11 protein-coding genes are annotated in these 13,697 nt (G+C 59.8%); 6 read left to right on the forward strand and 5 right to left on the reverse strand.

The window, feature by feature from the left end; genetic code table 11:
- Positions 1-489 precede the first annotated feature (489 nt).
- From NTD84_RS06740 to NTD84_RS06755, 4 genes are all read right to left on the reverse strand, one after another.
- Complete coding sequence (locus tag NTD84_RS06740) at positions 490-738, reverse strand: DUF1652 domain-containing protein (protein WP_262164182.1); 249 nt, start codon at positions 736-738, stop codon at positions 490-492.
- A 185-nt stretch (positions 739-923) separates the two neighbouring features.
- Complete coding sequence (locus NTD84_RS06745; protein WP_262164184.1) at positions 924-2,420, reverse strand: helix-turn-helix transcriptional regulator; 1,497 nt, start codon at positions 2,418-2,420, stop codon at positions 924-926.
- A gap of 211 nt (positions 2,421-2,631) precedes the next feature.
- The gene (locus NTD84_RS06750; RefSeq protein WP_262164186.1) at positions 2,632-3,915 is read right to left on the reverse strand and encodes a Zn-dependent hydrolase; all 1,284 of its coding nucleotides are present in this window, start codon (positions 3,913-3,915) and stop codon (positions 2,632-2,634) included.
- 164 nt (positions 3,916-4,079) lie between these two features.
- Positions 4,080-5,564 carry an NCS1 family nucleobase:cation symporter-1 gene (locus NTD84_RS06755; protein ID WP_262164188.1) on the reverse strand — a complete coding sequence of 495 codons (1,485 nt, stop codon included), beginning with the start codon at positions 5,562-5,564 and terminating at the stop codon, positions 4,080-4,082.
- Positions 5,565-6,115: 551 nt separating this feature from the next.
- On the opposite strand from NTD84_RS06755, the gene hydA reads away from it, so the two are divergent.
- From hydA to NTD84_RS06775, 4 genes are all read left to right on the forward strand, one after another.
- Positions 6,116-7,555, forward strand: coding sequence for a dihydropyrimidinase (hydA, locus tag NTD84_RS06760; protein ID WP_262164189.1), 1,440 nt, complete (start codon positions 6,116-6,118; stop codon positions 7,553-7,555).
- Positions 7,556-7,658: 103 nt separating this feature from the next.
- On the forward strand, positions 7,659-9,026 hold the full coding sequence (locus NTD84_RS06765) for an NAD(P)-dependent oxidoreductase (RefSeq protein ID WP_262164312.1): 1,368 nt from the start codon (positions 7,659-7,661) through the stop codon (positions 9,024-9,026).
- Entirely contained in the window at positions 9,027-10,301 is a 1,275-nt protein-coding gene (preA, locus tag NTD84_RS06770; protein ID WP_262164191.1) for an NAD-dependent dihydropyrimidine dehydrogenase subunit PreA, read from the forward strand. It begins immediately after the preceding gene.
- Positions 10,302-10,515: 214 nt separating this feature from the next.
- Positions 10,516-11,526 carry an RHS repeat-associated core domain-containing protein gene (locus NTD84_RS06775; protein WP_262164193.1) on the forward strand — a complete coding sequence of 337 codons (1,011 nt, stop codon included), beginning with the start codon at positions 10,516-10,518 and terminating at the stop codon, positions 11,524-11,526.
- Between the two features lie 23 nt (positions 11,527-11,549).
- Here the strand turns inward: NTD84_RS06775 and NTD84_RS06780 are convergent, their stop codons facing one another.
- The gene (locus NTD84_RS06780; RefSeq protein WP_084320882.1) at positions 11,550-12,170 is read right to left on the reverse strand and encodes a TetR/AcrR family transcriptional regulator; all 621 of its coding nucleotides are present in this window, start codon (positions 12,168-12,170) and stop codon (positions 11,550-11,552) included.
- 139 nt (positions 12,171-12,309) lie between these two features.
- Here NTD84_RS06780 and copC point away from each other — a divergent pair, with 139 nt between their 5' ends.
- Positions 12,310-12,675: a copper homeostasis periplasmic binding protein CopC gene (gene copC / locus NTD84_RS06785; protein WP_262164197.1), complete on the forward strand. Its 366-nt coding sequence runs from the start codon at positions 12,310-12,312 to the stop codon at positions 12,673-12,675.
- Positions 12,676-12,678: 3 nt separating this feature from the next.
- Positions 12,679-13,536: a copper homeostasis membrane protein CopD gene (copD, locus tag NTD84_RS06790; protein ID WP_262164199.1), complete on the forward strand. Its 858-nt coding sequence runs from the start codon at positions 12,679-12,681 to the stop codon at positions 13,534-13,536.
- Positions 13,537-13,697 lie beyond the last annotated feature (161 nt).

Here is a 13,697-nt window from a genome sequence, read left to right on the forward strand (position 1 = left end):
CCCCCCCCCCCCCCCCCCCCCCCCCCCCCCCCCCCAACCCCCCCCCCCCCCCCCCCCCCCCCCCCCCCCCCGGCGCCCCCCCCCCCCCCCCCCACCCCCGCTCCTACAGAGGGTCGGTTTTGTTACTGGGTGACGCAGCGGGTCAATTCTGTGGTCCGCTTCACCTGCCCGTCCTCCCCACGCGCATCGCCCAGCACCTCGGTGCTTTGTGCGGTCTCACAGGTGCGTTGAAGGGGTGGCGGCGGAGCGGGAGGCGGTGGTGGCGGCGGACTGGCGCAACCATTCAGGATCAGTGCGCAAAGGGCAAGCGACAGCGGCGAAAAAACACGTTTCCCAAGACTGTTCATAGGCTGACCTGCGATAAGTAATCGACGCTTTCCGCGACCCGACGACAACACCGCGAAGCCGCGGACGGGTGACAGAAAATAATACCTTCGCTTTTCTTATAGCCCAGTCCGCGGTCAATGCCAGTAAATGGCCACTTTGCGTCTACAAGGGCCCCAATATTCTCAGGGTGTTGCTTTCAAGTTCGTAGCGCAGTTCTTCAACCAAGGCCTGCAGAGCCTCGGGCGTTCCGAGCGTCGCAATGCTCAGCCCGCTGACTACCAGGTCCACTTCCCCCGAACCCGGATGATAAAGTTTGACCGTCAACGAATGATCCCCCGTCAACGTGCATTCGCAGGCCAGCGGCGAGAAGCTACGCTCCAGTTCCGCGCGCAATTGGGCCAAGGAAATCATCTCGACTCACCAGGATGGCGGTGCAAATACGACCGCGCTCTATCTGTGACCATGTGCCTGTTCCTTTGGATATTTCGACGGACGCGACCCCAAGCCAGAGGCTCGTGTCGCACCCATACAGACTAAGAATCCGCGTGCTCGCTCAACACATGAATTTGCACTGCCTCATCTAGTGCATTTGCACCTTAGCGGTCCCCCTTCGGCCGTCGCTTGCTGGAGAACAACCCGCGCTCACGCGCCCACACGATTGCCTCGCTGCGGCTATGCACATCCAGCTTGGAATACACCGTCGAAACATGATTGCGCACAGTGTTGGGCGCGAGCTTCAGGCGTGCGGCAATTTCCTTGTCGGCGAGACCTTCGCAGATCAAGCCGAGCACATCGCGCTCGCGGGCCGTCAGGTCGGTGAAGGAGACACTGGGCAACTTCGGCGAATTGACGCTTTTCACATTGGCAAGCTTTTCAATCAGTGTGCGACTGAACCAGGAAGCATCTTTCATCACCTCTTCGATGGCCGCTACCAGCTCCAGTTCGGTGCGCTTGCGCTCGGTGATATTCATCAACACCAGCAGATAGCAAGGGCTGTCCTGAATGTTCACCGTGTCGGCGGAAATCGCGCAGTCGATCAGTTCGGAATCTTTTTTACGCACGCGAACATCAATCCGGTCCAGACTGGCGGCTTTTTCCAGCGCTGCAAACAACCGCGTGCGGGCACCCGCGTCCTGAATGAAATCGATCTCGGCGATGGTCTTGCCCAGCACTTCTTCACTGGGATAAGCCAAGGTTTCAAGAAACGCTTCATTAACGTCGAGCACCACCTGATCCGCTGCGCCGCACACCAGAATAGGCACCGGCGACAGGCGAAAGGCCTTGGCGAACCGCTCTTCGCTCTGACGCAAGGCCACTTCGGCCTTATGCCGGGGCTCCATGTCGACAAACGAAAACAGCATGCAATCTTCGTCGTTGAGTTCCAGTGGCTGGCCCGCGACGATCACCTGTTTGCTGCCGCCTTCGGGCAGCTTCAACTCGGCCTGCATCTGCGGAATGGTGGCGTGTTCGCGCAAACGCTCGATCGCCAGGTCTTTTTTTTCGGCGCCTTCGAGGATGTCCAGTTCATAGGTCGAAGCGCCAATGACTTGATCGCGGGAGTAACCGGTCATCTCCAGAAAGCCGGCATTGACCTTGATGTAACGCAAATCGCTGAGCCGGCAGATCACTGCCGGAGCGGGGTTGGCGTTGAAGGTTTTTTCAAAGCGCTGTTCGGCGCTGGCCCACTCGGTGACATCGTCCATGATCAACACCAGCGACTCCGGCTCACCACCGCTGTCCGCCAGCACCATGCTGCGCACGTTGTGCACCCAGGTGCGCTCTTCGTCTTCATGCTTCGTTACTTCCACCAGCACGTCGCTGAACGTTTCACCCCGCGCCACGCGGTAGATCGGGTAATTGTCGGTCGGAACCGGATGGTTATTGCGGTAGCGCAAGGCGAAACGCTTGGCGTACTCCCCGGCACTGGTGCCCAATTCACTGATGCGGCTGACACCGTGCATGGTCAGCGCGGCGTCGTTGGCCCAGAGGATGGTCTGGTCGAGTTCCAGCAGGATGACCCCGTCGGACAAGCCGGCGATGATTTGCTGCAACTGGCGGCGATTGGTTTCAGTACTCAGGACGTCCTGGCTCATTGGCTCTCCACAATTTCGGTCGCGCCGACAGGTGACGCTTGTGAAGATTACGACCGCGGGGCGTTGTGATCGTGCGACAAGCCTCGATCCTGCGCGCGACGCAAATCCCCTGTAGGAGCGAGCTTGCTCGCGATGGCGTGTCAGTCAACGCTTCAGCGCCTGACACACCATCGCGAGCAAGCTCGCTCCTACAAGGGTGACGCGGTGATCGTCAGGCCGCGAGCTGTCCTGCGGCAATCGCCTCCGACGCCGCCAGCATTGCCCGCAACAACACCGCGCACCCGGCCGCCAGATCATCCGGCGCGGCGTTTTCGATTTCGTTGTGGCTGATGCCGCCCTCACACGGCACGAAGATCATCCCGGCCGGGCCGAGCTCGGCGAGGAAGATCGAGTCGTGGCCTGCTCCGCTGACGATGTCCATGTGCGACAAGCCCAATCCCTGCGCCGCGCCGCGGACCGCTTCGACGCAGCCCTTGTCGAAGTACAGCGGCGGGAAGTCGGCGGTTGGCGTCAGTTCGTAGGTCAGGCCGTGTTCCTCGCAGGTGGTTTCGATCACGGCGCGGACTTCAGCGATCATCGAATCCAGGCGCGCCGGCTCCAGATGACGGAAGTCCAGGGTCATGCGCACTTCGCCGGGGATGACGTTGCGCGAGCCCGGATAGGCTTGCAGGCAACCGACGGTGCCGCAGGCGTGCGGCTGATGGCCGAGGGCAGCACGATTCACCGCGCCGACGATCACAGCGGCCCCCACCAGCGCGTCCTTGCGCAGGTGCATCGGGGTCGGGCCGGCGTGAGCTTCGACGCCGCGAAGCTTGAGGTCGAACCATTTCTGCCCGAGGGCGCCCATCACCACGCCAATAGTCTTGCGCTCGTCTTCGAGGATCGGCCCTTGTTCAATGTGCGCCTCGAAATAAGCGCCAACCGCGTGGCCGCTGACAGCGCGCGGGCCGGCGTAGCCAATCGCATTCAGCGCCTCGCCGACGGTGATGCCTTCGGCGTCGACCTTGGCCAGGGTTTCCTCGAGGGTGAATTTTTCCGCGAACACCCCGGAGCCCATCATGCACGGGGCGAAGCGCGAGCCTTCTTCGTTGGTCCAGACCACCACTTCCAGCGGCGCTTCGGTTTCCACACCGAGGTCGTTGAGGGTGCGCAGCACTTCGACGCCGGCCAGCACGCCAAAGCAGCCGTCGAACTTGCCGCCGGTGGGCTGAGTGTCGATGTGGCTGCCGGTCATCACCGGCGGCAGGTTCGGGTTGCGGCCGGGGCGGCGGGCGAAGATGTTGCCGACGGCGTCGATGCTGACCGTGCAGCCCGCCTCTTCGCACCACCGAACGAAAATGTCTCGGGCCTGGCGATCGAGGTCAGTCAGGGCCAGGCGACAGACACCGCCCTTGACCGTGGCGCCGAGCCGGGCCAGTTCCATGAGCGACTGCCACAGGCGATCGCGGTTGATGTGCTGATGGGTGGATTGCAGAACGTCTACGGCAGCGTTCATGGGGATCTCCTCAGGCAGTTCTTATGGTTTTCGTCAGTTGTTTCGCTGCTGGGCTCAAGGCCGTCATCGCGGGCAAGCCCGCTCCCACAGCTGACAGGGCGCTCCCTGTTTGTGCATAACCTCAATCCCTGTGGGAGCGGGCTTGCCCGCGAAGAGGCACGAACTCACACCGCGGATTTCAAGGCAGAGTGACTGGGTCGCATCGAGCACAACCCGTAATAAATCACCCCGCCCAGCGCCGACCCGGTGAACCAGCCGTAGCTGTAGAACCAGCTGAACGCATCGCTGCCCAGGGACAACAACGTCAATACCACCGGCACGCCAAACGCAATGAAGCCGAACCAGTTCCACGCCGGATAAACGTCGTCGCGATACAGCCCGGCCAGGTCCAGTTGCTGTTTCTTGATCAGGAAATAATCCACCACCATGATCCCGGCGATCGGCCCCAGAAGGCTGGAATAGCCCAGCAGCCAGTTCGAATACACCGTCTCCAGGCTCACATCGGAAACGATCAGCCCAAGTTTTTTCAGCAGTTCATGCCCCATCAGCAACAAGCCCACCAGGCCGGTGAGCAACACCGCTTTGGTGCGGTTGATCACCTTTGGCGCGATGTTCTGGAAGTCGTTGGTCGGGGAGACGATGTTTGCGACGGTGTTGGTCGACAGCGTGGCGATGATGATCAACGCCATGGCCACCGCGACCCATACCGGGCTCTGGATATGGCCGATCAGCGTCACCGGGTCGGACACCGTGACACCCACCAGTTTCACCGACGCGGCGGTCATCACCACACCCAGCGAGGCGAACAAGAACATGGTCAGCGGAAGGCCCATGATCTGACCGACAATCTGCGCTTTCTGGCTTTCGGCGTAGCGGCTGAAGTCCGGAATGTTCAGCGACAGCGTGGCCCAGAACCCGACCATCGCGGTCAACCCCGCGGCAAAGTAACTGACCACGCTTGCGCCTTCGGGGCGTTTGGCCGGGATCGCCAGCAATTCGGTCATCGATACGTTCGGCATTGCCCACACCAACAGGCCGACACCCACCAGCACCAACAGCGGCGCAGACAGGGTTTCCAGCCATTTGATCGACTCGGCACCGCGAATCACCACCCACAGATTCAGGGCCCAGAACACCATGAAGCCGATGACTTCGCCGGTGCCGCCCAGGGATTTCCAGCCGTCGAAAATCGATCCCAGGAACAGATGAATCGCCAAACCGCCGAACATCGTCTGGATGCCGAACCAGCCACAAGCGACCAGCGCACGGATCAGGCAGGGAATGTTGGAGCCGAGAATGCCGAAAGACGACCTCAGCAGTACCGGAAACGGAATGCCGTACTTGGTGCCGGGAAAGGCATTCAAGGTCAGGGGAATCAACACAATGATGTTGGCAAACAGAATCGCCAGCAGCGCCTCACCCACGCTCAGGCCAAAGTAAGCGGTCAGCACCCCGCCGAGGGTATAAGTCGGCACGCAGATCGACATGCCGACCCACAGCGCGGTGATGTGCCATTTGTTCCAGGTTCGTTCGCGCACCTTGGTCGGTGCCATGTCGTGGTTGTAACGGGGACTGTCGAGGACGTCGCTGCCGGCTTCGAGTTCAAACAAGCCGTCGCGCTCGGTCACTTGCGATCTGATCTGTTGCATGGCCGCTCCACTGTTCTTTGAATTATTTTTTGCTCATCAGGGGCTGGCGGCATCAATAACCGTGCCGGTCACCTCAATGACGCATCGGGCAGTTCCATAAACCTTGTTAACCAACTGATGTGGATCAGTTTTATTCATTCAGGCAGTGAGTCTGCTGCGACGTGCCCGGGCATTCAGGTCAAACGCCAGACAAGTTGTCCGAACCGTCAGGACTCAATCTGGTGCAGCGATAATTTTTCAAACTTTGCGTCTCAACCATAGACCATTGCCAAGCGGCTGATTTCACATAAGAAATCTTGACCATTTTTGGAACCTGTCAAGTGCGTCAAAATGGTGATAGGCCTCACCATTTTGGTGATTCAGCGCTTTAATGCTTATTTTTCAGCAACTTATATAAGTTATAAGCTTATAAAAAATATTCTTGCTCAATCATTAAACTCATACTAGCTTCTATTCCTGACAGCGCTGACAGGAATACACCTGTTTGTATTCGCTTCATATAAAACAGTTAGAACCGGCACCAGCCGGTCATTGCCTGCGAGGAACTCGGAATGTCTCTGTTGATCCGTGGCGCCACCGTAATTACCCATGATGAAAGTTATCGCGCCGACGTCTATTGCGCCGACGGCGTGATTAAAGCCATCGGTGAACACCTTGATATTCCGGCGGGCGCTGAAGTGCTCGACGGCAGCGGTCAGTATCTGATGCCAGGCGGCATCGACCCGCACACCCATATGCAACTGCCCTTCATGGGCACCGTGGCCAGCGAGGATTTCTTCAGCGGTACGGCGGCAGGTCTGGCCGGCGGCACCACCTCGATCATCGACTTCGTGATTCCCAACCCGCAGCAGTCCTTGATGGAAGCCTTTCATCAGTGGCGAGGCTGGGCGGAGAAGTCGGCCTCCGATTATGGCTTCCACGTCGCCATCACCTGGTGGAGCGATCAGGTCCGCGAGGAAATGGCCGAGCTGGTCAGCCATCACGGCGTCAACAGCTTCAAGCATTTCATGGCCTACAAGAACGCGATCATGGCGGCCGATGACACCCTGGTGGCGAGTTTCGAGCGTTGTCTGGAACTGGGGGCGGTGCCAACCGTGCATGCGGAAAATGGCGAGCTGGTTTATCACCTGCAACGCAAGCTGATGGCCCAGGGCATCACCGGGCCGGAAGCGCATCCGCTGTCGCGCCCCTCTCAGGTCGAAGGCGAGGCGGCGAGCCGGGCCATTCGCATCGCCGAAACCCTCGGCACGCCGCTGTACCTGGTGCACGTCTCGACCCAGGAAGCCCTCGACGAAATCACCTATGCGCGCAGCAAGGGCCAGCAGGTCTACGGCGAAGTGCTGGCCGGGCATCTGCTGCTCGACGACAGCGTCTATCAGCACCCGGACTGGCAGACCGCTGCGGGTTACGTGATGAGCCCGCCCTTCCGCCCCCGCGGTCATCAGGAAGCACTCTGGCACGGTCTGCAATCCGGCAATCTGCACACCACCGCCACCGACCACTGCTGCTTCTGCGCCGAGCAAAAAGCCGCGGGCCGTGACGACTTCAGCAAGATCCCGAACGGCACCGCCGGTATCGAAGACCGCATGGCCGTGCTCTGGGACGAAGGGGTGAACACCGGGCGGTTCTCGATGCAGCAGTTCGTGGCGCTGACTTCCACCAACACCGCGAAGATCTTCAACCTGTACCCACGCAAAGGGGCGATTCGCGTCGGCGCGGATGCCGATCTGGTGCTGTGGGATCCCCAGGGTACGCGGACGATTTCAGCCAAGACCCATCATCAGCAAGTCGACTTCAACATCTTCGAAGGCAAAACCGTGCGCGGTGTGCCGAGTCACACGATCAGCCAGGGCCGGGTGGTCTGGGCCGACGGTGATCTGCGCGCCGAGCGTGGCGCCGGACGCTATGTCGAGCGGCCGGCGTACCCGGCGGTGTTTGATTTGCTGAGCAAGCGGGCTGAGTTGAATCAGCCGGTTGCGGTGCAACGCTGAGATCGAGGCCTTCGCGAGCAAGCCCGCGAAGAGCCCAGACCGGTCAACACAAAAACCAATGCCCATCAGAGGCAGTTACCTCAATCACCGTGAGGCCAACACCGTGCTCAAGTCCCTGAACCACCTCCCGCATTCGAATGAAAGTGCGACCGCCCTCGCCGGCCATTTCACCGACCTGGCGCCTGCGCTCAACGACCGCCAGGCGCACCTGGAAGCCTCGCGCTGCCTGTATTGCTACGACGCACCGTGCGTCAATGCCTGTCCGAGCGACATCGACATTCCCTCGTTCATCCGCAATATCCAGGCGGACAACGTGCAAGGCGCGGCGCATAAAATCCTCGAAGCGAACATCCTCGGCGGCAGTTGCGCCCGGGTCTGCCCGACGGAAATCCTTTGCCAGCAAGCCTGCGTGCGCAACAACGCTCATGAATGCGCGCCCGTACTGATTGGCCTGCTGCAACGTTACGCCGTGGACAATGCGCATTTCAGTCAGCATCCGTTTTCCCGCGCGGCCGCCACCGGCAAGCGCATCGCCGTGGTCGGTGCCGGCCCGGCCGGTTTGTCCTGCGCCCATCGCAGCGCCATGCACGGGCATGACGTGGTGATTTTCGAGGCACAGGGCAAGGCTGGCGGCCTCAACGAATACGGGATCGCCAAGTACAAACTGGTGGACGACTACGCGCAGAAGGAGCTGGACTTCCTGCTGCAGATTGGCGGGATCGAAATCCGCCACGGACAGAAACTCGGCGAAAACCTGACCCTCAGCGAACTGCACCAGCAATTCGACGCGGTGTTCCTGGGACTCGGCCTCAGCGCCAGCAAACAGCTGGGCCTGGCCCACGAAGACGCACCGGGCCTGATCGCGGCGACCGAGTACATCCGCGAACTGCGCCAGGCTGACGACCTGACGCAACTGCCGCTGGCCGACCACTGCATTGTCCTCGGTGCCGGCAATACCGCCATCGACATGGCCGTGCAAATGGCCCGGCTTGGCGCCCGTGACGTCAATCTGGTGTATCGCCGCGGCCTCGAGGACATGGGCGCGACTCACCACGAACAGGACATCGCCAAAGCCAATCAGGTGCGCTTGCTCACCTGGGCGGCGCCCGAAGAAGTGTTGCTCGATGAACAAGGCAATGTGCGCGGCATGCGCTTCGCTCGCACGCATGCGGTGGAAGGTCGCCTGCAAACCACTGGCGAAACCTTCGAGCTGGCCGCCGATGCGATCTTCAAGGCCATCGGCCAGGCCTTCGACGCCAGCGCCCTCAGCGATCCGCTGGCCCGTGAACTCAAGCATCAGGGCGGACGCATCGAGGTCGACGAACACCTGCGCACCAGCATCCCCGGCGTCTACGCCGGCGGTGACTGCACGAACCTCGATCAGGACCTCACCGTGCAAGCGGTGCAGCACGGCAAACTGGCCGCCGAAGCCATCAACGCACAACTGACGCTCAACGTGGAGGCTGCGTAAATGGCCGATCTTTCGATTGTCTTCGCCGGCATCAAATCCCCGAATCCGTTCTGGCTGGCCTCCGCGCCGCCCACCGACAAGGCCTACAACGTGGTCCGCGCCTTCGAGGCCGGTTGGGGTGGCGTGGTCTGGAAAACCCTGGGTGAAGACCCGGCGGCGGTCAACGTGTCGTCACGCTATTCAGCGCACTTCGGGCCCAACCGCGAAGTGATGGGCTTCAACAACATCGAGCTGATCACCGACCGCTCGCTGGAAATCAACCTGCGGGAAATCACCCAGGTCAAAAAGGACTGGCCGGACCGCGCGTTGATCGTGTCGCTGATGGTGCCCTGTGTCGAAGAATCGTGGAAATTCATCCTGCCGCTGGTGGAAGCCACGGGCGCCGATGGCATCGAACTGAATTTTGGCTGCCCCCACGGCATGCCGGAACGGGGCATGGGGGCGGCGGTTGGCCAGGTGCCGGAGTATGTCGAGCAGGTCACGCGCTGGTGCAAGACTTACTGTTCGCTGCCGGTGATCGTCAAGCTGACACCGAACATCACCGACATTCGCGTTGCCGCCTGTGCGGCCCATCGCGGCGGTGCCGATGCGGTGTCGCTGATCAACACGATCAACTCGATCACCAGCGTCAACCTGGAACGCATGGTCGCCTACCCCACCGTCGGCAGCCAAAGCACCCACGGCGGTTATTGCGGCTCGGCGGTGAAGCCGATCGCCTTGAACATGGTCGCCGAAATCGCCCGCGATCCGCAGACCCAGAGCCTGCCAATCTCCGGGATTGGCGGCATCGGCAACTGGCGCGATGCCGCGGAATTCATCGCCCTGGGCAGCGGCTCGGTGCAGGTGTGCACGGCGGCGATGCTGCATGGCTTCAGGATTGTCGAGGAAATGAAGGACGGTTTATCACGCTGGATGGACAGTCAGGGTTACGCCAGCGTGTCGGACTTTTCCGGCCGAGCTGTGGGCAACACCACCGACTGGAAGTACCTGGACATCAACTATCAGGTGATCGCGAAGATCGACCAGCAGGCGTGTATCGGCTGTGGCCGTTGCCACATCGCCTGCGAGGACACCTCGCACCAGGCCGTGGCCAGCCTCAAGCAGGCCGACGGCACGCGCAAGTACGAGGTGATCGATGAAGCGTGCGTGGGCTGCAACCTGTGCCAGATCACCTGCCCGGTGCAGGACTGCATCGAGATGGTGCCCATGGAGAACGGCAAGCCGTTTCTGGATTGGAACCATGATCCGCGTAATCCCTATCATGTAGCTGTCTGAAAGGACGCCATCGCGAGCAAGCTCGCTCCTACAGGGGATTGACGGCGTATGCGAGTGTTGCGCACGCCAATGCCCCCTGTAGGAGCGAGCTTGCTCGCGATGAGGCCACCCGCCGCACCACTTTCCTCTCCAGCCCTATCAGATCTGCTAGTAGACAACCCCCGCCTCATCCCCGAAGCTGAAACACACGTCATCGACCCGTGCAGGCCTCACCATGTCGGTCCCTTCCTTGAAGATTCTGTGCCGCTACGAATACGACCCGCTGGACCGGCTCACGGGCGTGGGGGTATCGGGTACACAGCGTTTCTATCAGGAACAACACCTGGTGACCGAACTGGGTGAACAGACACAGCGAACGATCTTTCGCCATCAAGCGCAGCCTTTGGCGCAGCAGACCAGCTCAGCTAACAGTGGTGAAACTACACTGCTTGTCACCGACCGGGCGCATTCGCTGCTACAGGCATCGTCGAGCGGCAATGCACAGCAGTTTGCTTTTACCGCCTATGGCCATCATCCGGCGGAAAGCAGCTTGAGTCGTCTGCTCGGCTTTAATGGCGAACATCCGGATGTAGTGACAGGCCATTACCCATTAGGCCAAGGCAATCGTTTTTATAATCCGAAATTGATGCGATTTAATAGTCCGGATGAATTGGGCCCATTTGATGAGGGCGCGGGGCTTAATGCATACATATACTGTGGAGGAGACCCGATAAACTTCGTCGACATAACCGGAAACACGCGTTTTTTCATAGAGAATCTTTTGCGCGGCAGTGTGATCGTTAAACCTTCAATAAAACAGATCAAACCAACTACCACTACAATCGCTCGGTCGGTAACTTCAAACGCAGCGAAACGTCCACTGCAAAAATCAGCAGATACCATTTCCAAACAAAAAACAGCCGTTGCGGAATTAGCGTCCACCTCTGTTAGAGATCGCCAAAAGGGGGGCTCGCAGTCCACCGTATTTAAAAGAGAGCTAAGAAAAGACGCAAAAAGATATGATCAGTACATCCTAGAGCACCCTCAAACAAAGATAGAAAAAAACTCTCAGTTACAAGCCAAAATGGATAAAGCCCGACAAGAGCTAATTCAAGCAACAACTGCGGGCGCCCCGGCTAAGGAACTTGACCGTTTGGTAAATCTAATAAGCTACAGAGAACTCCAGATCAAACGTGATGGAATCCGAAAAATCGACCTTCGAGGTAAGCAGACTTCAGCACAATAAATGGGCACATGCTTATCATCTGACTACGGCTCCAACCCAATCCCCCGCAAAATCACACTCGTCACCGTCTGTACTGCCCGCTCGAATTGCATATCCGACAAGGGTTGATGGTCATTGAGAATATTCACCTGATGATCAAAATCCGCGTAGTGCTGGGTCGAGGCCCAGATCATGTAGAGCAGGCTTGAGGGTTCTACCGGCAGGATGCGTTTGTCGTCCACCCACTGGCGGATTTTCGCTTCTTTCATCTTGGCCCAATCGTACAGGCTGGCGTCCAGGGCCACGCCCAGGGTTGGCGCGCCGTGGATGATTTCGTTGGCCCAGACTTTCGAGCCATACGGGCGGCTGCGGGAGTGGTTCATCTTGGCGCGGATGTAGCTGCTGAGGACCACGCGGGGATCGTCGAACATTTCGAAACACAGTGCGTCCTGCTTCCACACCTCCAGCAAATCGAAGAGCACGGCGCTGTACAACTCGGTCTTGGTGCTGAAGTAGTAATGCAGGTTGGAGCGCGGCAGTTGCACTTCGGCGGCGATGTCGGCCATGGCGGTGCCGCCGAAGCCTTTTTCGGCGAAAACCTTCTCGGCCCCCAGCAGGATTTTCTCGACGTTACTGCGGCGAATTTCGATCTTGTGATTGCCCATGAGGGCTCCCTGACAACAGCGTTGTTCAAGACTAGCATTCGCTCTACTGCGCGGCGACAGGGGAAAAGGAAACTTCGTACACCCGGCCTGCCGCAGTTAAACTCAGCACTTCTTCGAACCTGCCTCTGAGGTATCCATGATGCTTTTCAAGAAAACCCTGACCACCGTCGCCCTGCTCGGCTCGCTGCTCGCCGCCTCGTCGGTGTTTGCCCACGCCCACCTGAAAAGCCAGGTGCCCGCAGCCGACAGCACCGTGAGCGCACCCTCGGAATTGCGCCTGGTGTTTTCCGAAGGCGTCGAAGCGACGTTCACCAAAGTCACGATCAGCAAGGATGGCGCAAACGTGCCGGTGAAGAGCCTGGCCACCGAAGGCAGCGATAAAAAGACCCTGGTCGTGACCCCGGCAGCGCCGTTGACGGCGGGGGCTTACAAAGTCGAATGGCATGCGGTGTCGGTTGATACGCACAAAAGCGAAGGCGCCTACAGCTTCAAGGTCGGCCAGTAATTCATGACGAGCGCGATGGTGCTGTGCCGTTTCCTGCATTTCACCGTGGTGCTGATGCTGTTCGGGGCGTGGCTATTCAAGCCGTTGCTGCTGGGTCGCGAGACGTTGCTGGACGCATCGCTGGTGCGCGTCAGCCGCTGGCTCGCAAGCGTGGCGCTGATCAGTGGCGTGAGCTGGTTGCTGCTGATCACCGCCAGCATGGCCGGGAGCTGGGACGCCGCGTTTGATCCGTCGACGCTGTGGTTGGTGCTGGACAACACGTTTTTCGGTCAGGTCTGGCGCTGGCACCTGTTGCTCAACGGATTGCTGGTCGTGGTGGTGCTGACGCCGCTGCGCAGTCGTTTGCCCCTGTGCCTGATCCTCGCCAGCCTGCTGTTGGCCACGCTGGCCCCGGTCGGCCACGGGGCGATGCTCGATGGTCTCAGCGGCCAATTGCTGATCCTCAATCAAATTGTCCACCTGACCTGCGTCGGGGTCTGGTTGGGTGGGTTGATGCTATTGGTGATGGTTCTGCGGCAACCCACCGGGCATGCCGTTCGCGACATGCTCCAGAGGTTCAGCGGCGTTGGTTACGCGTTGGTGGCGGGACTGGTGATCACCGGTCTGATCAATGTCCGGGTGCTGACCGGGCAATTCTGGCCGACGCCGTTGTTCTCCGGGTTCGCCTTGATTCTGCTGATCAAAGTGCTGCTGGTGAGCGCAATGCTCGGGTTGGCGTTGTTCAATCGGTTGCGGATCAAGGATTGCGAGCAGCGCCTGGCAACCCTGAAAACCAGTGTGACGCTGGAATGGTTGCTGGGGATTGGCGCGGTGGCGGCGGTCTCCCTTTTGGGGACCATGCCCCCGATGCTGGCTAGCTGAAACACAAATCCCCTGTGGGAGCGCGAGCAGCCCGCTCCCACAATCCGTCAGACGTACAGTCATCGTATAACTTCTGATTGACAACCCCCGAAACCCTCGCAAATAATCGCCCCATTGTTGTACGACGACGTATGACACTAATAAAAACAACAAGAAACAAG

Origin of the sequence: Pseudomonas sp. 14P_8.1_Bac3 (assembly GCF_025466085.1) — a bacterium.
Lineage (GTDB): Bacteria > Pseudomonadota > Gammaproteobacteria > Pseudomonadales > Pseudomonadaceae > Aquipseudomonas.